Here is a 24,494-nt window from a genome sequence, read left to right on the forward strand (position 1 = left end):
CTCCTAGATGTGGCTCACGGGGACACCCGTGACGACGTTGCCGCGCATCCTGCGCACCAGGAAGGTCATGGGGATGGCGGCGAGGATGAACCCGCAGGCCGCGACGGCGATGTAGGCGTGCACGCCGAGCGACGAGTTCACCGTCTCTCCGCCGACGACGACGTCCGTCGCCCCGAGGATCGCCGATCCGATGAAGCTCATCGTCACCGAGCCGACCGCGACCATGACCATGACCATGCTGGAGACGGTGCCCTGCCGCTCGGGAGGCGCGAGGACGGAGGCCAGGTTGAACCCCGAGGTGACCAGCGAGCCCGCCGTGAGGCTCAGCATGAAGGAGCAGATCACGGCGATCGGCAGGCTTCCCGCGCCGATGAGGAACATCACGATGGAGGCGATCGTGCCCAGCGTCACACCTGCGGCGAGGGGCCAGGCGGGGCCCACGCGGGTGGCGATCGCGCCCGCCAGGATGCCGCCGAGCATGATCCCGATCGACGGGATGCCGAACATCAGGCCGAGCGCGGCCGGTCCCGCGATCCCGTAGCCGAGGCCGTCGTCGGGAGAGACGTCGATCAGCAGGCTGAACAGCGCGAGCAGGCTCCGGTAGGCGCCCGTTCCCATGACGACCACGAGGAGACCGAGCCCGAGGACCAGGGGGATGCCGCGGATGTCGATCACGGGCTCCGGGATGCGGCTCAGGACGAAGTACCAGACGAGCAGCGCCACGACGCCCACGACGAGGACGGCGAGCGGAACGATCCCCAGCCAGCCGAACTCCTGCCCGAGGCTGATGTAGGCGAGCACGCCCGCGAGTCCGCTGCCGAGCAGCAGCGCCCCCGTGACATCGACCCTGCCCGGCGTCCTGATCCGGGAGTTCGGGATCACGATGCGCACGAACAGCGCGGCCGCGATCGCGAACGTCGCGGAGACCACGAAGACGAACCGCCACCCGAAGACCTCCGTCGCGGCCTCCAGGATGAAGGGGGACGCGATCCCGAAGACGGCGGAGCCCGAGGTCACGACGCCGGTGACGATCATGGCGAACGTGGGCGCGCAGACGTCCCGGATGATCGCGACGGTGAGGAACAGCGCCGCGACCGCGGCGCCCTGGAGAGCCCGCCCGAGGACGAAGACGCCGATGTGCGGCGCGACCAGGCACACGATCCCGCCGAGGCCGGCGACGACCAGGGTGATGACGAGCACCTTGCGCTTGCCGTAGATGTCGGCGGTCTTGCCGAGCAGCGGCGCCCACATCGCACCCGCCAACATCGCGCTGGAGTCGAGCCAGGCGAACTGAGTGGTGTCGAAGGCGTCGCGCAACTGCGGCAGGACGAAGGTCGGCGCGGCGAGCACGGTGTCGACCATGACGTTCACCAGGACGAGGACGGCGACGTAGCCGACGACCCGGCCGGTCCAGCCGGTCTGCAGAGCAGGTGCCGGCTCTTCTGCCGTGGAACTGGGGCTCATGTCCGGCATGAGCGTCTCCTTTCTGCCGCGAACGCAGCCGTCCGGCTGCTCACGACGGGCCGGGAAGCGTGATCTTGCGGAGGACGCCCTGCTGGGCGACCAGGACGATGTTCTCGGGCTCCGACAGCACGCCGATGTCGCGCAGGGGATCTCCCGCGCAGAGGACGAGGTCCGCCAGGTACCCGGGCCGCAGCGTCCCGAGGGTGTCCTCCACCCCGAGCAGCCGTGCGCTGGTGGAGGTGGCCGCGCGGATGGCGTCCATCGGCGGCATCCCCAGTTCCACCAGGCACGACAGCTCGAAGAGGTTGCTCCCGTGCGGCGTGATGCCGGCGTCCGTGCCCACCGCGATGTTCACTTTCCGCGCGATGGCCTCGGCGATGTTCTCCTTGGCCCGCTCGTTCCAGCGCAGCTTCTTCTTGTAGCGCCATGTCGTGGTCTTCCGCGGGTCGAGCGGCTGGAAGACGGCCGACAGGGTCGGCACGAGGTAGGCTCCCCGCTCGCCGATGAGGTCGCAGCCCTCGTCGTCGATGCCGAAGCCGTGCTCGACCGAGCGGACGCCGCCGCGGATCGCGGCGAGGACACCGGCCCGCCCCTGCGCGTGCGCGGCGACCGGGCGGCCGCGGTGGCGACGCGCCTCGTCCACGACGGCCGCGATCTCCTCGTCGAGCAAATCCTGGTCGTCGGGGTCGTCGTGCGCGCTGCTGATCCCGCCGCTCGTGCAGATCTTGACGAGGTCGGCGCCGGCACGCAGCATCCGCCGCGCGGCCTTCCGCACGCCCGCCACGTCGTCGGCGAGTTCGCAGTAGTCGAGGTCGAGGCTCCTGCCGCCGGGCAGGGTGCCGTCGGCGTGCCCGCCGGTGTGGCTGATCACGCCGACCGAGGTCTGCAGCCGGGGGCCCTCGACAAGTCCGGCGGCGACGGCGTCGCGGAATCCGGCGGGAAGCCCGCCCAGGTCTCGCGCGGAGGTGATCCCGGACTCGAGCGTACGTTTCAGGCGTTCGGTCGTCTGAAGGACGCCCACGACGGGGTCCGTCAGGAGGGCGGCTTCCACGAGCGACCGGTCGGACGCGACACCGAGGTGGGTGTGGCAGTCGAACAGTCCGGGCAGAAGCGTTCCGCCCCGCCCGTCGATCGTCCTGACGGGCACGCGTGCCTCGGGCGCCAGCGCCGCCGGACCCGCATAGGTGATCCGGCCGCCCGCGTCCGACTCCAGCACGGCGTCGTCCACGACGTCCGTGCCGGCACCGTCGATGAGCCGCACATTCTGTATTCGCAACGGGGCTCCGTCGTTCGATCCCACTCGTCGGCCTATCCTCGTTCGCTCTCCAGTGACCTTCGAGACGGTAGGCTCATCGTTTGAATCGACCGCTGAGATGCATGAAATCTCCGTGGCATGCCCGGCTTCTGCATGAAAGGACCACCGAGGGTGCTCACCGCGTCCTTCGACGAACTCGACGTCGCCATCGTCGACGCCGTCCGATCGGCGCCGCGCGCGAGTTGGCGGAGCCTCGCGAAGGTCCTCGGGGTCGACCCGGCGACGGTGAGCCGACGCTGGGCGCGCATGGAGTCCGAGGGCGCGGCCTGGGTCGCCGCCCACCCTTCGGGGAGCGCGACTCCGGCGTGCGCGCTGGTGGAGGTCGACTGCGCGCCGGGACGGCTGACCGAAGTCGCCCGTGTCCTCGCCGAGGACACGCAGGCGGCCACCGTCAAGGTGACCAGCGGCGCTCGAGACGTGCTCGTCCTGGCGCAGGCGCCCGACCTCGACTCGCTGTCGGACTATCTCCTCAACCTCGTGGGACGCGTCCCTGGCATCGCGAAGATCCGCAGCCATGTGGTCACCCGGTCGACCCTTGAGGCCAGCCGCTGGCGGGAGGGCGCGCTCAACCCCGAGCAGCGGCGCCTGCTCGGCTCCCACGCCGGGCTCCGGGCCGACGACGCCGGCGTCCTCGAGGACGTCGACACCCGCATCCTGCGTGCGCTGCACACCGACGGGCGGATGTCGTTCGAACGGCTCGCCGAGCACGTGGGCGTCGGCCCGGTGCCCGTGCGTCGCCGGCTGTCGCGCATGCAGAAGGCGGGGCTCATCACCTTCCGCTGCGACATCTCCCGCCACCTGTCCGGCCGGTCGGTCTCCGCGGTGTACTTCGGCTCCCTGGACGTCCAGGACCTGAGAGCCGCGGAGGAGCGCATCCGCTCACTGCCGGGGGTGCGCGCCTCCACGTTCGTCGCGGGGCCGTTCAATGTGATCGTCGACGCGTCGCTGCGATCGACCGCCGAGGTGCACGACCTCGAATGGCGGATGGGCCAGGAAGTGCCGGCGCTGCGTATTCAGGACCGCTCGCTGGTGCTGAGCATGACCAAGCTGCTGGGCCGCATCCTGGACGCCGAGGGGAGATCCGTCCGCTCCGTGCCGCTCATCTCCGAGCAGGACGGTCAGCGGTAGGCGCGCAGGAACGCGTCGACTCCGTCGGCGATGACCGCCAGGATCTCCGGCTCCCCCGCCCCGTCCTCTCGCCCGGCCTCCAGCATCTCCAGGGCCAGGCCGATCGTCAGCGCCGTGAAGTGCCGCGCCGCGAGGCCGGGATCCGCGGCCCGGATCTCGCCGTGGGCCGCCAGCACCGCGAAGCGCTCCTCGAGCATCCGCTCGGGGCGGTCGCGCGAGCCCGCCGGCAACCGCGGTATCGACCATCGCTGCGAGGTCAGCCGCCGGAAGGTCACGTAGTCGGATGACGGAAAGGTCTGTGTGACGACGCGGCGGCCGAACGCGGTCAACGCCTCGCGCAGGTCACGGCCCGGCGTCAGCTCCTCCGCGATCGCGGCGTGCACGGCGCTCACCAGCGCGTCGTTCACGCGCTCGAGCACCCGCAGGAAGATCGTCCCTTTCTCCCCGAAGTGGTCGTAGACGGTGCGCTTCGAGACCTGTGCCCGCGCCGCGATGGCGTCGACGCTCGCGCGGTCGTAGCCCTCGGCGATGAACAGCGCCTCCGCCGCGTCCAGGATCGCGGCCTTCTTGCCCTCCGACCGTCGACGGCGTCCGGGAGTCTGAACCGCCGCAATAGCCCTCGACATGATCTCAGCGTACGCTAGGTTCTAAATCCACACCGACTGGTGTACTTTTTGGGACCGAGCGGCGACAGCCCCACCACCTGGAGGTATTCACATGGCATTCAATCCGGCTGATCACTGGGAGGGTTACCTCGCCCCGCCCGCGTTCGAGGAGTATTCGGCCAGGTACGCGGACTTCTTCCGGATGAGGCGCGAGGACGGCATCATCGAAGTCCGCCTGCACACGGACGACGGGCCGTACGCCCACACCCCCGCCGCGCACAACGTGTGGACGCGCGTGTGGCAGGAGATCGGCAACGATCCCGACAACCACGTCCTGATCATCACGGGCACCGGCGACAGGTGGATGACGGGCAACCCGAAGGGGCTCAACCCCAAGCCCGCCTCCGACCTGGATCCGGACCACATCTACCAGCGGATGTCGGACGGCTGGAAGCTCATCGAGAGCTTCGTCAACAACATCGACATCCCGACGATCGCGGCCGTCAACGGGCCGGGCGTGCACACCGAGTTCGCGATGATGAGCGACGTCACGTTCGCCGCGCCGGACGCCGACTTCATGGACCCGCACTTCTGGCTGGGCTCGCCTCCCGGCGACGGCCAGGGCATGGCGCTCGAGGCGCTGATGGGGCCCAAGCGCGCCGCGTACTACATCTACGCGGCCAAGTCGATCCCGGCCGGCAAGGCTCTCGAATGGGGGATCATCAGCGACGTACTCCCCCGCGAGCAGCTCCTCGACCGCGCGTGGGAGCTCGCCCGGTTCATCATGAAGCGGCCGCGCTACACGCGATGGGCGGCCCACAACATCCTGTCGCGGCACTGGAAGAAGGCCGTGACCGAGGACTTCGGCTTCCACATGGCGCACCAGATGCTCGCCAACGTCGCCAGCAAGTCTCTGGTGCCCGACCCGGAGCTGCTCGCCGACTCCGAGGCGCGCAAGCTGTTCTGACGGTGACCGAACGTCATGAGCGTCTCGAACGGCTCGTCACGAACGCGACCGCGCGGCTCGGCGCCGGGTCGCCGTGGCTCGTCGTGGGCGCGGTGCCGGTCCGCCCGGCGCCGGTCGGATTCGGTGGGGCGAGAGCCGACGAGCTGCGGCGATGGGTCAGGCGGCAGGTCGCCGACTGGCCGGCACCGGTCGCCATCGGATCCGAGCCGCCGGAGACGGGCGCGGGCAGGCTGATCTTCGTTCCGTCGCCACGTCCGGCCGGCACGTATTACTGCGAGCTCCACGCGGACGGCTCCGCGCTCGGCGCGCTCGCGGTGGGCGCCCTTCGTGACAGCCCCTCGGACGGCCGGCAGGTCTGGGCGGTCGGCGAAGGGGCCGTCGCGTGGATCACCATCGCGATGGTGCGCCTCATCGCGGCGTTCGCCGAGCACACCGCGGCCCTGGGCGAAGCCGTCGTCGAGACCACCATCATCACCCCTGCCGGCGCCGCGCCCACAGAGGTGTGGAACCACGCCGGCCAGGTGTACGGTCCGGCGGCAGGGGTCCGCCGGCTCACCCAGGTCGCCCCCGCCCGCCGCACCGTCGACCTGGCACCCTGCCTGTCGTCCGGCCTCACGACGACGGCGCGACCCCTCGTCCTCGATCTGCTGCGCCGGTTCGGGCTCGCGGAGTCACGCCACATCGACCCGGCCGGCGTGCTCCAGCGCGGACACTTCACCGGCTACGACGCGTTGATTCACGCATGGGCCGACGCGATCGGCGTTCCGTCCGAACCGTGACCACGGCCGCACCCGGGCGAGCTCGTCCGCTAACTCGTCCGCGAGAAGTCCGCGATCCGGTTCGTCTCCCAGGTCGCGCCCTGATCGGTGGAGAAGGCCTGCTCCCACCGGCAGGAGGTCTCGGTGAGGTGCGACCACAGATGGCGCACCGTGATCTGCCTGCCGTCGTAGAGCTCGTCCGCGGTGAAGACGCCGCGCCCGCCAGCACCTCGCGCAGGCGGCGCCGGCTGGAGGTCCAGGTGCCCACGAAGAAGTCGAAGCCGTTGGTGTTCATGGCCGAACGCCGACGATCCCTCCTGACATCTCCTGTCAGTGATGCGATTACGAGGCGCCGGCCGGCGCTTCGATCAGCGGCGGTTCCGCTGTTCCAGTCGCGACAGGATTTCGGGCACCAGTTTCTCCGGCTCATGGGTGTTGTTCACGCGGAACCCCGGCTCGTCGGCCGCCAGGGGTTCGAGGGTGCGCAGTTGCGAGTCGAACAGGGTGCCGGGCATGAAGTGCTCGGTGCGGGCCTCCATGCGAGCGACGATGAGGGCGGGCTCGGCATGCAGTTCGACGAACGACGCGTCCGGGGCCTCGGCCAGGATGAGCTCGCGGTATTTCCGTTTGAGCGCCGAGCACGCGACGACCATCCCTTCGGTACGCGCGCCGGCCAGGGCGCGTCCGACGGATACGAGCCACGGGAAACGGTCGTCGTCGGTGAGCGGGACGCCCGACGCCATCTTGGCCACGTTCGCGGGCGGATGGAGGTCGTCACCGTCGACGAAGGCCACCCGCGACCGCTCGGCGAGCAAGCGGCCGACGGTGGTCTTTCCCGACCCGGACACGCCCATCACGACAACCAGCGGTCGCAAAGCCGCCTCCTCAGTCACGTTCAGAGTCTCAGTAGAATTCGACGGTGTCGACGACGTTCACGAGCGGCTGCCCGTCGAGCAGCCGGGTGGCGTTGTCGGCGAACAATTCGGCGACGGCCGTCTCCTCCTCGACCGTGAGGGCCGCGGTGTGCGGGCTGATCAGGACGTTCGGCGACGCCCAGAGCGGGCTCGTCTCGGGCAGGGGCTCGACCTCGAAGACGTCGAGCGCGGCGAAGCCGATCCGCCCGTCCTCCAGCGCCGCGATGAGCGCCGATTCGTCGACCACGCCGCCGCGGCCCACGTTCACGAACGTGACGCCGCGTTTGACCTGCGAGAGCAGGCGTTCGCCGACGATCCTTCTGGTCAGGTCGGTGCCGGGCAGCGCGCACACGATCGCGTCCATGTCGCCGATGACCTCGTCCAGTTCGCCGATCCGGACGAACCTGTCGACGTCCGGGTGCTCGGCGCCGGGGTGGCGCGAGGTCGCGGTGACGCTCATGCCGAGCGCCTTGAGCAGGGGGGCCACGGCCCTGCCGATCCCGCCGAAGCCGAGGATCAGCGCCTTCTGCCGCGAGAGCTGACGCGACATCCACCGTCCGCTCCACTCGCGCCGGCTCTTCAGCCGCAGCAGGCGCGGCAGGTCCTTGGCGCCGCCGAGAACGCCGAGCAGGACGAACTCGGCCAGCGACGATCCGTGCACTCCGGCGGAGGTGGTGAAGGTGACCCGCTGGAGCTGCGACGGGCTCAGCCCGGCCTTCCCGACCTCCTGGCCGCCACCGGCGGACGTCGTATGCACCCAGCGAAGACGCGGGTTCGCGCGCACCGTCCTGGCCAGCGCCGCGGGATCGACGTCGGGGATGCCGAGAAGCGCGTCGGCCGACTCGAGGAGGGCCTCGAATCTCCGTTGTTGTTCGGGGGTCCGGCGGAACGCGGGATCGCCGGAGAAATCCGCCCGGTGCCGTGCGGGCGGGAGCAGGGAGGGGTCGGACAGCAGGGTGACGCGCGGTTCGCGCTCGGTGATGAGCCGGCAGGACTCCTGGTGAAGAGGGTTGGCGACGGCTACTCGAAGGCTTTTCTGGCCGGGCAAGAATGGTTCCTCGGTCGGTTTCTCGTCATCACTCGGTCGCGTGTCAGCTCTCGACGAAGAGCCGCTGCGCGCGTTTCCACGCCTCCACGGACGTCACCATGTGAACCTTCATCGCGTGCCGTGCCTTCTCGGGGTCGCGTTGTTCGACCGCGCGCAGGATCTCGGTGTGCTCCTTCAGCGCGAGCGAGATAGCGCCAGGAAGTCGGTCGGTCAACTGACGGGCGTTCAGCAGCAGATCGCCCACGCCCTCGAGCACGTTGCAGAAGGCCACGTTGTGGCTCGCGACCGCCAGCGCCGCGTGGAAGGCGACGTCGGCGCGGTAGGCGCCGTGGCCTTCGTGGTGGGCGCGTTCGTAGTCCTCAAGGGCGAGCCTGATCGCGTCGAGGTCGGCGGGGGTCGCCTCCGTCGCCGCCCGCTCGGCGATCTCGGTCTCCAGCACACGGCGCAGCTCGTAGATGTCACCGACGGCCTCGCCTGCCAGTAATGCCGAGATGGCCGCCGACTCCACCGCCTCCTCGATCGACACGGAGGTCACTCTCGCCCCGACGCGGGGGCGCACGTCGAGGTAGCCCATGGTCACGAGCGACTGGACCGCCTCCCGTACGGTGTTGCGGCCGACACCGTACGCCGCCATCAGCTCCTTCTCGCCGGGGACCTTCGAGCCCGGCGGAAACTGGCCACTCTTGATCTTGAACAGGAGGTCGTCGGCGATCGACGCCGACAGGTTCCTCCTGGTCGCCTTGACACGAGGTTCGATCATATGATCTACTCCATTCATCCTACAAATAGGATTATTCGGATTCTAGCGAGAATCCGCCGCAGCAGCAAACCCCAAGCCTGTTCGATTCGTGGCGCAACGACGACATGGCAAGAAGTAATCAGAAAGAGCGGCAATGATGGTGACACAACGACGTCGGCTGCGTGCCGTCACGGTAATCGGCGCGGTCTCGGCGCTGGCCATAGCGCTTACCGCGTGTTCTGACGCCGAGCCGTCGGGCACCGTCAGTAGTACGCCACTCGACCCCGCGCTGGCCGAATCGGCGAAAGGCGATATCACGGTTTGCGGGCCGACGGACTCGTCCGGCGTCTGGCAGGCCACGATGACGGCCTTCAACAAGGCGCACCCGGGGACGACGGCCAAATATGTCGAGCTGGGCGCGTCGGCCGACGACCAGTTGCAGCAGATCACGCAGCGCATGCAGACGAAGTCGAACCAGTGCGACGTCTTCCGGCTGGACGTGGTCTGGACGGCGCAGTTGGCCGCCCAGGGATGGCTCGCGGACATGAGCAATGTCATCAAGTCGAAGCTGGACAAACTCATCCCGTCCACCGCCGGCACGCTGCTCTTCAAGGACAAATACTGGGGCGTCCCGTTCTATTCGAACACGGGGCTGCTCTATCACCGCACCGACCAGGTAAAGGCCCCGCAGACCTGGCAGCAGCTCTACTCCTACGGCGAGGCGGACCCGAAGAAGGGATTCCTCTACCAGGCGTCGCAGAGCGAGTCGCTGACCGTCAGCTTCCTCGAATTGCTCTACAGCGCGGGCGGCCAGGTGCTGAACGACAAGGGCGAAGTCGCCGTCAACTCCCCCGCGACGGTCGAGGTGCTGACGTTCATGCAGAACGGCGTCGACAAGGGCGCGTCACCGAAGGCGGTGCTGACGTACGACGAGGACGCCACCCGCCTCGCCTTCGAGTCCGGCGCCGGTGCGACGATGCGGAACTACCCCTACGCCTACGCGGCCGGCCAGAAGTCGGCCATCGCCGACAAGTTCGCCGTGACGCCGCTCCCCGGCTGGAAGGCGACAGGCAGCGGCGTCGGCGTGCTCGGCGGCAGCAACGTCGCCGTCAGCGCGTTCTCCAAGAACCAGGCCGGCGCCCTGGCGATGATCGACTTCATGACCGGCGACGAATGGCAGCAGCGGATCGCCGTCGACAACGCGCTCGCGCCCGCCGTCGCGGCGGCCTACACCGCCGAGCCGGTCAAGAAGGCCCTGCCCTTCTCGCAGGAGCTGCTGAAGGCGCTGACCGGCGCGAAGTCCCGCCCGGTCTCACCGGTCTACCCGCAGATCTCGCAGGCGATCTATCAGACCGTGGGCAAGGTGCTCTCCGGAGAGGTCGCGCCGCAGCCCGCCGCGACGCAGATGGCGGACAAGGTCGCCGCCGCCCTCAGGACCTTCTGATACCGATGCCGTTTCTCCGATCCTCGGGGCGGCCCCCCGCCTCCGGCGAAAGCCGCCTCGCAGGGCGGATGGTAGCTCCCGCCCTGATCCTCATGGCCGGCGTGGCCGGCTATCCCGTGCTCTACGCGATCTGGCTTTCGCTGCACCAGTACAGCGTCATCACCCCCGGGCTGTCGCGCTCTGTCGGCCTGAGCAACTACATCGAGCAGCTCACCTCGCCGGCGTGGTGGACGGCCGTGGGCAACACGTTCCTGTTCACCGCCATCTCGGTGCCGCTCGAACTGCTCATCGGGATCGGGATGGCGCTCCTGCTGAACATCGCGTTCCGGTTCAGGACGCTGCTGCGCAGCATCGTGCTGCTCCCGTACGCGGTCCTGACGGTCGTGAGCGCCATCACGTGGCGGACCATTTTCGACCCGGATCTGGGCCTCGTCTCCACCATGCTCAACTCACTCGGCCTCACCGACGCCGGCGTGGTCTGGCTGGGGCAGAGCGGATACGCGATGACGGTGGTGATCCTGGCCGACGTCTGGAAGACCGCGCCCTTCGTCGCGCTCCTGGTGCTCGCCGGGCTGCAGGTCATTCCGGCGGATCTGCGGGAGGCCTCGCAGATCGACGGCGCCGGCGCCTTCCGGCACTTCGTGAGCATCACGCTGCCCCTGCTCTGGCCGGCGATCGCCCTGGCGATGATCTTCCGGACGCTCGACGCGCTGCGCGTCTTCGACCTGCCGTTCGTGCTCACCCGTGGCGCGTACGGGACGGAGACGATGTCCGTGCTGGCCTACCAGACCCTGCGCGGCAACCAACTCGTCGGGCAGGGCTCCGCGGTGTCGATCCTCACCTTCGTGGTCGTCATGCTGGTGTCCTTCCTCTATATCCGCTTCGCCGGCGGCAACATCCGATCGGTCGTCAAGGGAGGTTCGCGATGACGAACGCGGCCATCGGCCGGCAGCCGTCGAAGCGGCGGCGGCCCCGGCGCGGCGCGGAGCACAACCCGCTGGTGTGGTGTGCCGTCGCCGTCGTCATGATCTTCTCGCTCGTCCCGCTCTACTGGCTCGTCAACACCTCGCTGAAGACCGGGCCCGATCTGTCGAAGGCGAGCCTCACCCCGCCGCATCCCACATTCGAGAACTACCAGGCGGTCCTCGGCGACGGCGACTTCCTGCGGGCGCTCGGCAATTCCCTCATCGTGGCGGCGACGACGACCCTTCTCGCGCTCGCCGTCGCGTCGTTCGCCGCCTATCCGCTGGCGCGGCTGAAGATGCGCGGCAAGTTCCTCATCCTGAGCATCGTGCTCTCGGTGACGACGTTCCCGGGCATCGCCATCGCCGCGCCGATGTTCTCGCTCTGGAACGACCTCGGGCTCTACAACACGCTCGTCGGGCTGATCATCCCCTACCTGACGTTCACGCTGCCGTTGTCGATCTACACGCTGGTCTCCTTCTTCAAGGAGATCCCGGTGGAGCTCGAAGAGGCGGCCTACATCGACGGGACGTCCCCTTTCCAGGCGTACTACAAGGTCATTCTGCCGCTGGCCGCGCCCGGCATCGCCACCGTGGGAATCCTCGCGTTCATCTTCGCCTGGAACGAGTTCCTGCTCGCGGCCACGCTGACGTACGGGCCCGAGGCGCGCACCGTTCCCGTCGCCATCGCGTTCTTCACCGGCGCGAGCGAGTACGAACAGCCGCTCGGCACGATCAGCGCCGCGTCCGTGATCATCTCGATCCCGCTGATCCTGCTGGTCCTGATCTTCCAGAAGAAGATCGTGTCCGGCCTCACGGCGGGGGCGGTGAAGGGATGAGCACCGGACGGTGGTGGCGCGAAGGGGCCTTCTACCAGGTGTACGTGCCGTCGTTCCAGGACGGGAACGGCGATGGGTTCGGCGACCTGTGGGGCGTGGAGCGGCGCCTGGACTACATCGCGGCACTCGGCGTGACCGCGATCTGGCTGAGCCCGGTCTACGCCTCGCCGTTGCTGGACCTCGGTTACGACGTCTCGGGGTACACGGAGGTCGGGGCGCCTTTCGGCGATCTGGCCACCTTCGACCGGGTGGTGCGCGGGGCGCACGAAAGAGGGCTCCGTGTCGTGCTCGACTACGTGCCCCAGCACACCTCCAGCGAGCACCCGTGGTTCCGCGACGCGCTGTCGGGCCGCGACGGCGCGCACCGGGACTGGTATCTCTGGCACGATCCCGGGCCCGGCGGCGGCCCGCCCAACAACTGGGCCTCCGCCTTCGGCGGCCCGGCCTGGACCTTCCACGAGCCGACCGGGCAGTACTACTACCACGCGCATCTGCCCGAGCAGCCGAGCCTGAACTGGCGCAATCCAGACGTCCAGCGGGCGATGTTCGACGTGATGAGGTTCTGGCTCGACCGCGGCGTCGACGGGTTCCGCGTGGACGCGGTGTGGCGGCTCATCAAGGACGCGCGGCTGCGCGACAACCCGGTGGACGACGGCGCCGGGTCGTTCGAGATCGGCGGCGCGGCCGCCCACACGACGGTCCGGCAGGTGCAGAAGTACACGGCCGACCAACCCGAGCTGCCGGGCCTGCTCGCGCGCATGCACACGGTCGTCGAGGAATACGACGACCGGATGCTGATGGGCGAGCTCCACCTCAAGCTCGAACGCGTCGCCGCCCTCGGATCGCGCGGGCTCGACATCGCGATGAACTTCTCCCTCATCGACGCCCCCTGGAACGGCGTCGCCCTGGCGGACCTCATCCAGCGCTATCACGCCGCGCTCCCCGCCGGTTCGCATCCGAACTGGGTGCTGAGCAACCACGACCGCTCCCGTCTCGCCAGCCGGATCGGGGCGGAACGCGTTCCGGGCGCGTTGGCGCTGCTGCTCACGCTGAAAGGGACGCCGACGCTCTACTACGGCGACGAACTCGGCCTCCCCGACTCCCCGGTCCCCGGCGACCGCGCCCGTGACTGCGCCGAACTGCGCGCGCCCGGTCTCGGGCTCGGCCGCGACCCGCAGCGCATGCCCATGCCCTGGTGCGAGAAGCCGGCGAACGCCGGATTCAGCGCCGAGGCTGCCGGCACCTGGCTGCCGATACCCGCGTGGGCGGGACGCTTCAGCGTCGAGAGCCAGGAACGCGACCCGCGCTCGGTGCACCGCCTCGTCACGGAACTCCTCATGCTCCGGCGGGAGCTGCCCGCCCTGCGCCGGGGCGGCATCACCATGCTCTCCGCCCATCCGGACCATCTGGCCTATCTGCGCGGCGACGGCGAGGAGGCGCTTCTCGTGGCGGTGAACCTGTCCGAGCGGGAGCAGACGATCACGTTCGACGGCTCCGGCCGTACACGCTGGTCGTCGCACGCGAGCACCGGCGACCCGCTGACAGGCGCGGTCTCCCTCGCGCCCTTCGAAGCACGGATTCTCACGATGACGGGGGCGCACGGCTAGAGAAGGCTCCTGCCGCGGCAGGAGCCTTTCCGTGGGTCAGGAACACCTTCCGGAGGTGTTCGTGTAGGTCGGGCTGTCTTTGGGGATCCAGCTCGTGGGCTGGTCCCCCGAGACTCCATAGGTACGCACTTTGTACGTGTGCACTCCGCTTATGCAGGTGATTCCGGTGGCGTTCGTCTGGCTGAACACGCCATAGCGCGAGAATTCCGCGGACTTGACACGGGAGCCGTCACGGAAGATCTCCACCCACATGATCGTCACCTCGTCGGGGGCCATGCCGCAACTCCATGGCGCGTACGCGAAGATCGTGCCTCCGGCGAGCACCGGCTTGCTCGCCGAATACGAGCAGGTGCCCAGTGCGCCGGCCCCGCTGGACTGGGCCGATGCCGCTGCCGGTGCGATGGTCAGGCCGGCGGCCATGGCGATCGCGACTCCCAGTATTCGTCTGAACAAGGTCGCTCACCTCTTTCGGAAGAAATGATCAGAAAAGCGCCCGGTCGAATTCGTGGGGCTTTTCCGTTCGGCATCCGAGATGCTAATGAGGCGCTGCTTCAGACCGGCTTCAAATCTTTGTCGCCGCGGTTCGGCATGATTTATGGATTTCCTGCCGCGCGGCCTTGAAGCGATGTGCCGGTGAGGTCTGCGTGTGGCGCGGCCACGACGGCCCTGCCCGGCTCCGCGCTGATGCGGCGCCGAGCGCGCCGAGCAGCGCCTCGGCCCGCTGCGCCGATGGTGCGGTAGTCGACGGCGAGCACGGCGAAACCGGCCCGCACCAGGTAGGCGGCGCCGGGGGCCAGCGCCTCCTTGACCATGTGGACGCTGTGGCCCATCACCACGCCGGGCACCGGCCCGTCCGCCTCCGGGGGCAGGTGGAGGTCGGCCGCGCAGCGCACGTCGCCGCTGCGGAACATGATGTGCTCGATCGTCATCGCGTCACTTCCGTGGGGAGGGCGGGTGGGGTCCAGTTCCAGAGCCGGGCGCTCTTGCGGCGGGCCATGCCGGAGGAGGCCAGGCGGGTCATCGCGGTCATGAGCCGGTAGGTGGCCCCGCTGGTCGACAGGCTGAGCCTGGGGTCGGTCCTGGCCATGCGCTGCACCTGCTGGGTGCGCGGGCGGCGGGCCTGGTCGTAGCGGCGCAGCGCCTCCGGCACGGGGCCGGTCGCCTCGGCCGCCAGGACGACGGCGTCCTCCAGCGCCTGGCAGGCGCCCTGGGCGAGGAACGGGGTCATGGCGTGGGCGGCGTCGCCGAGCAGCGCGACGCGGCCGTCGGCGTAGGAGGGCAGCGGGTCCAGGTCGTAGATGTCGTGGCACAGCACGGTCTCGGGCGGTGTGGCGGCCAGCAGCGCGCCGATCGGCTCGTGCCAGCCGCGCGTCCTGCGTCGTACCTCGCCGAGATCGTCGTCGAAGCGCGTGCCGGGCTCGTCCTGGCGGACGGTGAGGAACCAGAACACCCGCTCGCCGATCAACGGGTGCGCGCCGAACCGGGCGCCACGCCCCCAGGTCTGGTATCCGCTCACCTGCCGGACCGAACCCGGCTCCGTCACCCCGCGCCAGCACAGGATGCGCTGGAAGACCGGCTCGGGGGTGTCCGGCCAGACGCGGCGGCGCACGGTGCTGTGGACGCCGTCGGCCCCGACCAGCAGATCGGCCCGCAGTTCGCCGCCGTCGCCGCAGGTGACCGTGACGCCGTCGCCGTCCTGCCGGACGCCGGTGACCTCGGCGCCCGCCTCGGTGGGCACCGAGCAGGCCCGGAACTCCTCGCGGACGCCCAGGGCGTCGGCGGCGCGCAGCGCGTTCGGCGCGAACGACCAGCCCGCGCCGACCTCTCCGAGTTCGCGGGCCCGCTCCAGCACGGTCACCGTCCAGCCGGCGCGCAGCAGGCCGATGGCCGCGGCCAGCCCGCCGATCCCCGCTCCGGCCACGATCGCGGAGCGGCCCTGGTCACGCTTCATCGGTGTCCCCCTCGTGTCGCGGGCCAGGCATGGTCGCGAAGGCCTGGTCCATCCAGTCGAAGACGTCGTGCGCCACCCGCAGCCGCCGGGTGCGCGCCGGGTCGGGGCCGGCCAGGTCCATGCCGGCCGCGGTGATCTCGCGGAACGCGGCCAGGCCCGCGACCCTGCGCCGGACGACCCGCTCCCAGGCGTCGTCGTCGACCTGGTAGTAGTGCGTCTTCTGTCCGGGCCGGGTGCGGCGGCGGACGAACCCGGCGTCGATGAGCAGGCGCATGCTGGTGGCCAGCGAGGCCCGGCTAGCGCCGATCGCCTCGGCGATCTGGCCCGCCGACTGTTCCGGTGGGTCGCAGATCATCAGCCAGGCCAGCACGCGACCGGCCGCCACAGGCGCAGCCAGACGGCGAACACCACCGCCGCGCCGGCGATCCGGAGCCAGGTGACCCCGAACACGCCGACGTGCTCGAACAGCGTCACGGCGAACGCGGGCCCGAGGTAGTGGAAGACGGCGCTCACCGCGAAGAACACCTGCGGCGGCACCCGGCCGGACAAGTGCGGCGCTTTGACGGACGACATCACCGGAGTAGCGTGGCAAAACCTGCCCGCGTAGCTGAATGCCATTCTGTAGGCGAGAGGCCCCCATTGCCGTTGAATTCAAGGCCATCCGGCCAGACCGCCCCCGATCCCGGCACGATCGACGGCGTCAACGCCAGGTTGCTCACCGAGTTGCACGCCGACCCGCTGCTGTCGATGTCCGAGCTCGCGCGCCGGGTCGGCATGTCCGCGCCCGCGGTCACCGAACGCGTGCAGCGCCTCCAGCGCGCGGGCGTCATCACCGGGTTCCGCATGGACGTCGCGCCCGAGGCCCTGGGCATGACCGTGACCGCGCTCATCCGCGTCCGCCCCGGCCCCAGTCAGCTCCCCAAGGTGGCCGAGACCGCCCGCCGGACGCCGAACGTGGTCGAGTGCCACCGCATCACCGGGGAAGACTGCTTCATCCTGAAAGTGCACGCGCCGTCGATGGCCGGGCTGGAGGAGATCATCGACCGGTTCGTCCTCCACGGGCAGACGACGACGTCGATCGTCGTCTCGACACCGGTCCCGCTCCGCCCGCTGCCGGTCCCGGATCCTGGCGGCGACTCCACCGCCGGTCCGGGGCAGCGCACGACGTGAGCGCCGTCGCCACGGTCGCGAGAGGGCTCGGGGAGCGCAGAGGGCTCAGGGGGCGATGCCCACGCCGTCGATCCGGCTCCAGGCACGCTCCTGCGCGGCGGTCATCGCGGGCCAGCGCAGGCCGCCGGGCCGGGGCCGGATCTTGGTGGCGTACGGCGCGGGGCTGAACTCCGGGTCGTAGAAGCACCCGGTGCCGTAGGCGCCGTCGAAGGTGCCACAGGACCGTGCGATCGAACGCGGAGTCGGCTTCCGGCCGGAACGCACCCAGGTGTCGAGCGCGGCGATGGAGGCGGCGTACTCGGAGTCGCTCAGCTCGCTGTGCTCCGACTCCTTCGTGAACGTCTGGACGAGATGCCCGTCCTGGCCGGCGCTCCGGAGAGTGGCGCGGTAGGCCGCCTCGTGCTCCACGGCGACCTGCGGATCGTCGATCGCGTGCAGGGTGAGGACCGGGAGCGGCACCCGGCCGGTGAGGTCGCTGTCGTAGGAGAGGTCACGGCGTGCGGTGGGGTCGGCCGAGAATCGAGCCACACCCGCGTTGAGCGCCCTGTCGTCGTGTGAACCCTCGTACCGTACGCCCCGGTTGGTGAAGGGGTTACGGCCGTCGAGCCGCTTGGACACGATGTCCTGGAACAGGAAGGTCGCGTACAGCAGGTTCGTCGCCAGTGAGCGCTCCGGGGTGCGGGTGACCGCGAGGATGTCGCCGAGGTTGCGCCGCTGCGCCGCGGTCCGGTCGGCGGGGTCGGAGTCGATGCCGGTGCACTCCCGCAGACGGGCCTGGACGTCGGCGGGCGTCATGGTGGAGCCGGCGGGGAGCCCCTGCCACAGCGGATACTGCGGCTCCTCCGGGCGAGGGAGGTTGCGGCAGTAGTACTGGTAGACCACGCGCAGGTCCACGCGGTGGTCGTAGCCGCGCGAGCCGCCGCTCAGCAGGCCGTTGGTCAGCAGCACCCCGTCGTAGGCGCCGGGCTGCCGGCCGTAGGTCTCGGCGACCTTGGCCGCGACGTTCCCGCCCCAGGACTGGCCATGGAGGTAGGTGCGCTCCGGCCGGCCGAAACGGCCGGCGAACAGGCGGCGTACGTTCTCGGTGTCGGCGGCGGCCATCCTGACCCCGTAGCCGCCCCGCCGGTACGAGGAGCCGGCCCAGGCGTATCCCTGGTCGACCAGCACCGCCCAGCGCTCCAGGTCCTCCGCCGGGCTGGAGGAGTCGTAGGAGAAGTCGGGTCCGCCGTGGGCGTGCACGACGAGGGAGCCGTTCCAGCGCTTGGGGACGGCCATCGTGTAGTAGGCGCCGTTGGCGTCCTGCCCGGCGTGACAGGTGGCCTTCGCGGCCAGGCCGGACGGGCAGGCCACAGCGGTGGGCCGGGTGGTGCCCGCCTCGGCCGAGGGCGCGTTGCCGAGAGGGCCCAGGAGGGCGACGGCGAGCACCGCCGTGAGTGCCGCCGGACGGCGCCGGCGGCCTTCGGACCGCCGCGAACGAGGTGCGGGCGCGTCAGGCGTGGTCAAGAACTGCTCCTTCATGTCGGGTCAGGCGGGGCCATGTCGGGTCGGGCGGGGCCGAAGACGCGGATCGCGTCCGGCGGGAGTTCGACGATCAGCTCGGAGCCGTGGTCGACGGGCGTCAGGGTCCGCACCACCAGCTCGCGCTCCCCGAGATCCGTCACGTACCGGTAGTGGTCGCCGAGGAAGGCCCGGGAACGGACCTTGACCGTGACCGTGTTGACGGCGCCGGCCGTGTCCGCGGGGGCGCCGCCCGGCGGGTGCACCACGATGCGCTCCGGGCGGACGGTGAGCCGTACGTCGCCGTCGAGGCCCGCGCCGGCCGGCACGATGAGCGGCCGGCCGAGGCCGTCGAGCCACACCCGTGCGGTGCCGTCCGCGCCCGGCGCGGCTCGCCCCGCGAGCACGTTCACGGTCCCCACGAAGTCGGCGACGAACACGTCGGCCGGCTCCTGGTAGATCTCCTCGGGGGTGCCGACCTGCCGGACCCGGCCCTGGTCCATGACCATGATCCGGTCGCTCATCGAGAGCGCCTCGTCCTGGTCGTGCGTCACGAAGACGGTGGTGACGCCGATCCGCTGCTGCAGGGCGCGCAGCCACTCCCGGGCGCGCTCGCGCAGCTTGGCGTCCAGGTTGGAGAACGGCTCGTCCAGCAGCAGCAGGTCGGGCGGGTGCGCCAGCGCGCGGGCCAGCGCCACGCGCTGCTGCTGCCCGCCGCTGAGCTCGTGCGGGTAGCGGCCCTCCAGGTGGTCGAGCTCGACGAGTTCGAGCACCTCCCGGACCCGGGCCGCCCTGGCCGGGCGCCTCTCCTTGCGGAGCTTGAGCGGGTACGCGACGTTGTCGTGCACCGACAGGTGCGGCCAGACGGCGTAGGACTGGAACACCACGCCGCAGTTGCGGCGCTCGGGCGCCACGTCGATCCGGCCGCCGTCGAACACCGTCCGGTCGCCGAAGGTGATGGTCCCGCTGTCCGGCGAGTGCAGACCGGCGATCGACCACAGCGTCGTCGACTTGCCGCAACCGCTGGGGCCGAGCAGCGTGAACAGCTCGCCGTCCCGTACGTGCAGGTCGAGGTCGTGGAGCACGACGTTGGCGCCGAAGCTCTTGGCGACCTTGGTCAGTGTCAGATCAGGCATGTGCCCGCACCCCCAGGAAGATTCGTCCGGCGCCGAGCACCGCGAGGGTGATGACCATCTGGATCACCCCGAAGGCGGCGACGGCGCCGCCGGTGCTCGTCGCCGCGAGTTGCAGCATGGTCAGGCCCATGACCGGGGTCCGGTCGGTGACGAGGAAGACTGCGGGGTCGGCGTCGTTGAGCATCGACACGAACAGCAGGACGAAGCACGCTGCCATGGCGGGGGCGCTCAGCCGGAGCACGACGCTCATCGCGGCCTGCCACCAGGTGGCCCCCGACGTACGGGCGGCGCGGACGAGGTCCTCCCCGATCGCGGCCAGCGCCGGGTAGAACACGCCGTAGCCGAGGGCGAGGCTGCGCACGGCGAACGCGAGCCCGATCCCCCACAGGCTGCCGCGGACGGCGCCGCTCGGGTCGAGGATCGCGAACGACCAGAAGAACGCCATGCCCGTCACGAGCCCGGGCATCATCCGGGGCCACACCACCGCCTGCTGCAGCGATCCGCGGAACCGGAAGGCGGAGCGGTGGGCGACCACCGAGACGACGGCGATGGCCGCCGTCGTCAGCAGCCCGCCCACACCGGCGATGAGCAGGCTGTTCACGATCGATTCCGACCAGATGGGATGGTCGGCGATGGCCTGGAAGTTCGCGGTGGTCAGCACGGACCACGGCGTGACGTACGGGGTGAGGATGCTGGTGAAGGCCGACATCACGACCCCGGCCAGGGGGACGACGACCAGCACGCCCAGCGCGGTGGCGAGCACGGCCGCCAGCGCCCAGCGGACCGGTCCGAGGCCCACCACCCGCGTCGCGGCCGCCTTCCCGGTGACCGTGGTGTACCGGGAGGCGTCTCCGACGAGCCGGTTGCGCAGGACGAGGAGCCCGGAGACGCAGACGAGGAGGAAGACCGCGCCGGCGGACACGAGCCCCTGGTTCGGCGGCGCCGCGTTGATCCAGTTGTCGTACAGGTACGTCGACACGAAGGTGATGTTGTTGGAGAACCCCAGGATCAGCGGCAGGCCCAGCACCTCGAAGGAGATCGCGAACACGAGGAGCGCGGAGGTGAGGACGGCCGGCCGCAGCAGGGGCACGGTCACCGAGACCAGCGCCCGCAGCGGGCCCGCGCCCGCGCTGCGCGCCGCGTCCTCCAGGGCGGGGTCGATGGCGAGCACGGTGGTGCGGCAGAAGAGGAACACGGTCGGCGCGGCCACGGTGGTCGCCACCAGCGCCATGCCCGGCAGGGTGTACAGGTCGACGGGGAACCAGAGCACCGTGTTGACCTCGAGCCAGGAGCTGACGTACCCCGACGGCGCCCACATCGCCATCCAGCCGACGATGAGCACGAGCCCGGGGAGCATGATCGGCAGGATGAGGAGCCCGGCGAAGAGCCGGCGGAACGGCACGTCGGTACGGGTCAGAAGCACGGCCGCACCCACGCCGAACAGCACGGACGACACCGTCGTGAGGGCGGCGAAGGCGGCGCTGTTGCCGACCGCGGCCCACCAGGCCGGGTCGGTCAGGAGGTCGCGGAAGTTGCCGAGCGTGAGGTGGCCGCCGGATCGGTAGAGCGGCGCCGACCACAGCGACGCGAGGGCGATCGGCACCACGGGGCCGACGACCACGACCAGGGTCACGGCCCAGATCAGGTAGTGGCCGGCGGTCGCCGGCACGGACAGGCGCCGCGGCCCCCGGGGGCGGCCGGACTCCGGGGCGGCCGTACCGGGCCTCGGCCCGGCCGTCACCGTCATCGGCCGAAGGCCTTGTTGAAGCGGGCGACGATCGGGCCGTGGTCGTCGGCGAGCTTCGGCGAGAACGTTCCGATGATCAGGTTCTCCTCGCCGACCGCGGCCTTGACCTGGGGCAGGCCGAAGTCGCACCTCACCCCGTCGCGGTAGGGCGTGAACCCGCCCTGGCACGCGACCTCCTGTCCCTCGACCGACAGCAGCCAGTTGACGAAGACCTTGGCCGCGTTCGGGTGCCCGGCCTTGGCGGTCACCCCGATGCCGCGCGGCAGCAGCGGCGTCCCGTCCTTGAGATAGCCGTAGTTCACGACCTTGGCGACGTCGCCGGTGATGAACGCCCGGACGGTGCCGGCGACGAAGAACTCGGCGGCGTACTGGCCCTGGGCGAGCTTGGTCACCAGCGGGCCGTTGCTCGACTCCACCCGGGCGTGGGCGCCGATCTTCTCGAGCGTGGCCCACCCGGCTTCGCCGTACTTGCCGAGGTAGGCGCTGGTGGCCCCGAACTGGATGACGTTGCTGATGTCGGTCGTCGCGATCTTCCCGTCGAGCTGCCGGGCCATCGCCGCCAGCTCCACCATCGTGGTGGGCTGCTTGGCTTCGGGGAGCAGCGCCTTGTTGAACACCGCGATGACCGGGTCCACCGACATGGAGTAGACGCCCGGGCCCAGCACCGCGTGGCCGGGCAGGTTCGGCGTGTTCGGATCGGTGTAGTCCTCGACGTTGCCGTTCTTGATGAAGGACAGCCAGCCCACCACGTCGCTGCTCATGACCACGTCGGCCGACGAGGTCCCCGACGCCGATTCGGTCTCGTACCGCTGGAACATCTCCTGGTTGCCGAGCGTGAGGCTGCGGAGCGTGATGCCGGGGTGCGCCTTCTCGAAGGCCTTCACCAGCGGCGTCATCTGCTGCTCCTCGCTGTTGGTGTAGAGCAGGACCTCGCCCTCGGCGCGCGCCGCCTTGAGGGTGGCGTCGTCCACGGGGGTGACCGCCGAGGCCTGCCCGACGTTCGCCGTCGCCTTGGGCGTCGTGGAGGCGGTATCACCGGCCGGGCTGCCGCACGCCGCGGTCAGGGCGGCGGCGAGCGCGAGGGGGAGAAATGCGGTCCTTCTCATGGTGTTCCTCGGGGGTTTTCGACGGCGGCGACGCCGGGCCGGACGCTGAGGACCGTGCGGACGGTTGATCACGGTCGACTCACTGTGACATCCGCCATCTTGTGAATGCTATTGCAAAACTGTCAATAGTTGCAGAGAGCTTTTGCCATGGAACCTTTGCGGCTGTGCGGCCCAGGCGGAGATGGCGGCACGACGTGCCGCCATGGGACGCTCATTCGTGACCGCGGCGCCCGATCAGCCGCTGGCCAGTGGCCATGCCGGTGGCCCGATCGGCCGCCCGGTCAGGCGATCGCCTGGGCCGCGGCTCGGCCGGCCACCCGGCCGGAGAAGAGGCAACCGCCGAGGAACGTGCCCTCCAGGGCGTTGTAGCCCATCATCCCGCCGCCGCCGAAGCCGTTGACCTCGCCCGCGGCGTAGAGGCCGGGGAAGGGGCCGCCGTCGGCGCGCAGGCATCGGCCGTCGAGGTCGGATTCGAGGCCACCGAGCATCTTGCGCGACAGGATGTGCAACCGTACGGCTATCAGCGGCCCCGCCTTCGGGTCGAGCAGCTTGTGCGGGGTCGCCACCCGGCTCAGCTTGTCGCCGCGGTAGTTGCGCGCGCCCCGGATCGCGGTCACCTGCGCGTCCTTGGTGAACGCGTTGTCGATCTCCCGGTCGCGTGCCTCGACGAGGGCCCGGAGCGCCGCCTCGTCGATCTCCGGCGCGTCCGGACCGGCGAGCTTGTTCATGCCCGCGACCAGCTCGGTGAGGTCTCCGGCGACGACGAAGTCCGCCCCGTGCCGCTTGAACGCCTCCACAGGGGCCGGCGCCCCGCCCTTGACGCGCGACAGGACGAGCTTGAGGTCCTTGCCGGTGAGGTCGGGGTTCTGCTCCGATCCGGAGAGCGCGAACTCCTTTTCGATGATCTTCTGGGTGAGCACGAACCACGAGTGGTCGTAGCCCGTCAGCCGCAGGTGACGCAGGGTTCCCAGGGTGTCGAAGCCCGGGAAGTACGGCGCGGGCAGCCGCCTGCCGGTGGCGTCGAGCCAGAGCGACGAGGGGCCGGGGAGGATGCGGATGCCGTGGTTGTCCCAGATCGGGTCCCAGTTGCGCAGGCCCTCCACGTAGTGCCACATCCGGTCCGGGTTGACGACCCGGGCGCCGGCCGCCTCGGTGATCCCCAGCATCCGGCCGTCCACGTGCGCCGGCACGCCCGACACCATCGTCCGCGGCGGCGGCCCCAGCCGGGCCGGCCAGACCTTGCGGACCAGGTCGTGGTCGCCGCCGATGCCGCCGCTGGTGACGATCACGGCCTGGGCGCGCAGCTCGAAGTCGCCGGTCGCGACGCGTGAGGTCGGACGGCCTCGGTCCGCGGCCGTCGGCTCGAGCACCTGCCCGCCCACCCCGACGGCCGCGCCGCCCTCGACGAGGAGGGCGTCGACCCGGTGGCGGAACGCCAGGCGGATCCGCCCGCCGTCGGCATGGGCGCGGACCCGGCGCTGGAAGGGCGCGATCACACCGGGTCCGGTCCCCCACGTGATGTGGAAGCGCGGGACCGAGTTGCCGTGGCCCTCGGCGCGGCCGTCACCGCGCTCGGCCCAGCCCACCAGCGGGAAGACCCGGTGCCCCATCTCGCGCAGCCAGGCCCGCTTCTCGCCGGCCGCGAAGTCGACGTACGCCTCGGCCCACGCGCGGGGCCAGCGGTCCTCCTCGCGGTCGAACTGCGCGCTGCCGAGCCAGTCCTGCCAGGCCAGCTCGCGCGAGTCCTTGATCCCCATCCGGCGCTGCTCGGGGCTGTCCACGAAGAAGAGCCCGCCCAGGCTCCAGAACGCCTGGCCTCCCAGCGACTGCTCCCCCTCCTGCTCCACCAGCACGACCGAGCGGCCGGCGTCGGCGGCCTCGGCGGCCGCCACCAGGCCGGCGAGGCCCGCCCCGACGACGATGACGTCGGCGTCAGCCACGACTCACGTCCAGCGGCGGCGCGGGCGACGTGGCGGGCTGCGGCACGGGCGGCGTGGCGGGCGACGTGGCGGGCGACGTGGCCATCGCCGTCACGGCGCTGATCGGCCTGGTCATCGAGCGTTTCCTGCGACCGCTGGAGTTCTCCTTTCCCTGATC

The 24,494-nt window shown here is 70.4% G+C and carries 24 protein-coding genes; 9 read left to right on the forward strand and 15 right to left on the reverse strand.

The genetic code is table 11. The annotated features are described in order from the left end of the window. Nucleotides 1–3: 3 nt before the first annotated feature. Nucleotides 4–1,473: an MFS transporter gene (locus tag AB0I15_RS49635; protein ID WP_358113281.1), complete on the reverse strand. Its 1,470-nt coding sequence runs from the start codon at nucleotides 1,471–1,473 to the stop codon at nucleotides 4–6. A 40-nt stretch (nucleotides 1,474–1,513) separates the two neighbouring features. Beyond that, entirely contained in the window at nucleotides 1,514–2,740 is a 1,227-nt protein-coding gene (locus AB0I15_RS49640; protein ID WP_358113283.1) for an amidohydrolase family protein, read from the reverse strand. A 150-nt stretch (nucleotides 2,741–2,890) separates the two neighbouring features. Between AB0I15_RS49640 and AB0I15_RS49645 the strand changes: the two genes are divergently transcribed. Then, on the forward strand, nucleotides 2,891–3,907 hold the full coding sequence (locus AB0I15_RS49645) for an AsnC family transcriptional regulator (protein WP_358113285.1): 1,017 nt from the start codon (nucleotides 2,891–2,893) through the stop codon (nucleotides 3,905–3,907). Here AB0I15_RS49645 and AB0I15_RS49650 read toward each other — a convergent pair. Further along, complete coding sequence (locus AB0I15_RS49650) at nucleotides 3,898–4,533, reverse strand: TetR/AcrR family transcriptional regulator (protein WP_358113287.1); 636 nt, start codon at nucleotides 4,531–4,533, stop codon at nucleotides 3,898–3,900. The genes AB0I15_RS49645 and AB0I15_RS49650 overlap by 10 nt on opposite strands. A gap of 91 nt (nucleotides 4,534–4,624) precedes the next feature. Here AB0I15_RS49650 and AB0I15_RS49655 point away from each other — a divergent pair, with 91 nt between their 5' ends. Beyond that, nucleotides 4,625–5,479, forward strand: coding sequence for an enoyl-CoA hydratase/isomerase family protein (locus tag AB0I15_RS49655; protein WP_358113289.1), 855 nt, complete (start codon nucleotides 4,625–4,627; stop codon nucleotides 5,477–5,479). A 2-nt stretch (nucleotides 5,480–5,481) separates the two neighbouring features. After that, nucleotides 5,482–6,258 carry a hypothetical protein gene (locus AB0I15_RS49660; protein ID WP_358113291.1) on the forward strand — a complete coding sequence of 259 codons (777 nt, stop codon included), beginning with the start codon at nucleotides 5,482–5,484 and terminating at the stop codon, nucleotides 6,256–6,258. Between the two features lie 347 nt (nucleotides 6,259–6,605). On the opposite strand, the gene AB0I15_RS49665 is transcribed toward AB0I15_RS49660, so the two are convergent. The 3 genes from AB0I15_RS49665 to AB0I15_RS49675 are packed head-to-tail and all read right to left on the reverse strand — an operon-like array spanning nucleotide 6,606 to nucleotide 8,959. After that, a complete protein-coding gene (locus tag AB0I15_RS49665; RefSeq protein WP_358113293.1) occupies nucleotides 6,606–7,112 on the reverse strand; it encodes a gluconokinase in 507 nt (168 codons plus the stop codon). A 28-nt stretch (nucleotides 7,113–7,140) separates the two neighbouring features. Continuing rightward, nucleotides 7,141–8,199 carry a D-2-hydroxyacid dehydrogenase gene (locus tag AB0I15_RS49670; protein ID WP_358113295.1) on the reverse strand — a complete coding sequence of 353 codons (1,059 nt, stop codon included), beginning with the start codon at nucleotides 8,197–8,199 and terminating at the stop codon, nucleotides 7,141–7,143. Nucleotides 8,200–8,242: 43 nt separating this feature from the next. After that, nucleotides 8,243–8,959 carry a FadR/GntR family transcriptional regulator gene (locus tag AB0I15_RS49675; RefSeq protein ID WP_358113297.1) on the reverse strand — a complete coding sequence of 239 codons (717 nt, stop codon included), beginning with the start codon at nucleotides 8,957–8,959 and terminating at the stop codon, nucleotides 8,243–8,245. A gap of 136 nt (nucleotides 8,960–9,095) precedes the next feature. Between AB0I15_RS49675 and AB0I15_RS49680 the strand changes: the two genes are divergently transcribed. From AB0I15_RS49680 to AB0I15_RS49700, 5 genes are all read left to right on the forward strand, one after another. After that, nucleotides 9,096–10,382: an ABC transporter substrate-binding protein gene (locus AB0I15_RS49680; RefSeq protein ID WP_358113327.1), complete on the forward strand. Its 1,287-nt coding sequence runs from the start codon at nucleotides 9,096–9,098 to the stop codon at nucleotides 10,380–10,382. Between the two features lie 68 nt (nucleotides 10,383–10,450). Then, nucleotides 10,451–11,311 (forward strand): sugar ABC transporter permease, encoded by an 861-nt coding sequence (locus AB0I15_RS49685; RefSeq protein WP_358113299.1) that lies wholly within the window; start codon nucleotides 10,451–10,453, stop codon nucleotides 11,309–11,311. After that, nucleotides 11,308–12,183: a carbohydrate ABC transporter permease gene (locus tag AB0I15_RS49690; protein ID WP_358113301.1), complete on the forward strand. Its 876-nt coding sequence runs from the start codon at nucleotides 11,308–11,310 to the stop codon at nucleotides 12,181–12,183. Before AB0I15_RS49685 ends, AB0I15_RS49690 begins: the two co-directional genes overlap by 4 nt. Further along, nucleotides 12,180–13,790, forward strand: a complete 1,611-nt coding sequence (locus AB0I15_RS49695) for an alpha-amylase family glycosyl hydrolase (RefSeq protein ID WP_358113303.1) — start codon at nucleotides 12,180–12,182, stop codon at nucleotides 13,788–13,790. The genes AB0I15_RS49690 and AB0I15_RS49695 overlap by 4 nt, the downstream gene beginning before the upstream one ends. Before the next feature lie 250 nt (nucleotides 13,791–14,040). Then, nucleotides 14,041–14,271: a hypothetical protein gene (locus tag AB0I15_RS49700; protein WP_358113305.1), complete on the forward strand. Its 231-nt coding sequence runs from the start codon at nucleotides 14,041–14,043 to the stop codon at nucleotides 14,269–14,271. 112 nt (nucleotides 14,272–14,383) lie between these two features. Here AB0I15_RS49700 and AB0I15_RS49705 read toward each other — a convergent pair whose 3' ends face one another. The 4 genes from AB0I15_RS49705 to AB0I15_RS49720 are packed head-to-tail and all read right to left on the reverse strand — an operon-like array spanning nucleotide 14,384 to nucleotide 16,314. Then, complete coding sequence (locus AB0I15_RS49705; RefSeq protein ID WP_358113307.1) at nucleotides 14,384–14,719, reverse strand: hypothetical protein; 336 nt, start codon at nucleotides 14,717–14,719, stop codon at nucleotides 14,384–14,386. After that, nucleotides 14,716–15,741, reverse strand: coding sequence for an FAD-dependent monooxygenase (locus AB0I15_RS49710; protein WP_358113309.1), 1,026 nt, complete (start codon nucleotides 15,739–15,741; stop codon nucleotides 14,716–14,718). Before AB0I15_RS49710 ends, AB0I15_RS49705 begins: the two co-directional genes overlap by 4 nt. Beyond that, entirely contained in the window at nucleotides 15,731–16,126 is a 396-nt protein-coding gene (locus AB0I15_RS49715; protein ID WP_358113311.1) for a transcriptional regulator, read from the reverse strand. The genes AB0I15_RS49710 and AB0I15_RS49715 overlap by 11 nt, the downstream gene beginning before the upstream one ends. Beyond that, nucleotides 16,096–16,314: a hypothetical protein gene (locus tag AB0I15_RS49720; protein WP_358113313.1), complete on the reverse strand. Its 219-nt coding sequence runs from the start codon at nucleotides 16,312–16,314 to the stop codon at nucleotides 16,096–16,098. Before AB0I15_RS49720 ends, AB0I15_RS49715 begins: the two co-directional genes overlap by 31 nt. A 72-nt stretch (nucleotides 16,315–16,386) precedes the next feature. Between AB0I15_RS49720 and AB0I15_RS49725 the strand changes: the two genes are divergently transcribed. Then, on the forward strand, nucleotides 16,387–16,911 hold the full coding sequence (locus AB0I15_RS49725) for an Lrp/AsnC family transcriptional regulator (RefSeq protein WP_358113315.1): 525 nt from the start codon (nucleotides 16,387–16,389) through the stop codon (nucleotides 16,909–16,911). 45 nt (nucleotides 16,912–16,956) lie between these two features. Here AB0I15_RS49725 and AB0I15_RS49730 read toward each other — a convergent pair whose 3' ends face one another. From AB0I15_RS49730 to AB0I15_RS49750, 5 genes are all read right to left on the reverse strand, one after another. Continuing rightward, nucleotides 16,957–18,414: a DUF6351 family protein gene (locus tag AB0I15_RS49730; protein ID WP_358113317.1), complete on the reverse strand. Its 1,458-nt coding sequence runs from the start codon at nucleotides 18,412–18,414 to the stop codon at nucleotides 16,957–16,959. A gap of 11 nt (nucleotides 18,415–18,425) precedes the next feature. Further along, nucleotides 18,426–19,544, reverse strand: coding sequence for an ABC transporter ATP-binding protein (locus AB0I15_RS49735; protein ID WP_358113319.1), 1,119 nt, complete (start codon nucleotides 19,542–19,544; stop codon nucleotides 18,426–18,428). Next, a complete protein-coding gene (locus AB0I15_RS49740; RefSeq protein ID WP_358113321.1) occupies nucleotides 19,537–21,291 on the reverse strand; it encodes an iron ABC transporter permease in 1,755 nt (584 codons plus the stop codon). The genes AB0I15_RS49735 and AB0I15_RS49740 overlap by 8 nt, the downstream gene beginning before the upstream one ends. After that, on the reverse strand, nucleotides 21,288–22,397 hold the full coding sequence (locus AB0I15_RS49745) for an extracellular solute-binding protein (RefSeq protein ID WP_358113323.1): 1,110 nt from the start codon (nucleotides 22,395–22,397) through the stop codon (nucleotides 21,288–21,290). The genes AB0I15_RS49740 and AB0I15_RS49745 overlap by 4 nt, the downstream gene beginning before the upstream one ends. Nucleotides 22,398–22,678: 281 nt before the next feature. Further along, on the reverse strand, nucleotides 22,679–24,337 hold the full coding sequence (locus AB0I15_RS49750; protein WP_358113325.1) for an FAD-binding dehydrogenase: 1,659 nt from the start codon (nucleotides 24,335–24,337) through the stop codon (nucleotides 22,679–22,681). Between the last annotated feature and the right edge of the window lie 157 nt (nucleotides 24,338–24,494).

Source organism: Nonomuraea sp. NPDC050643 (assembly GCF_040654715.1).
Taxonomy (GTDB): Bacteria; Actinomycetota; Actinomycetes; order Streptosporangiales; family Streptosporangiaceae; genus Nonomuraea.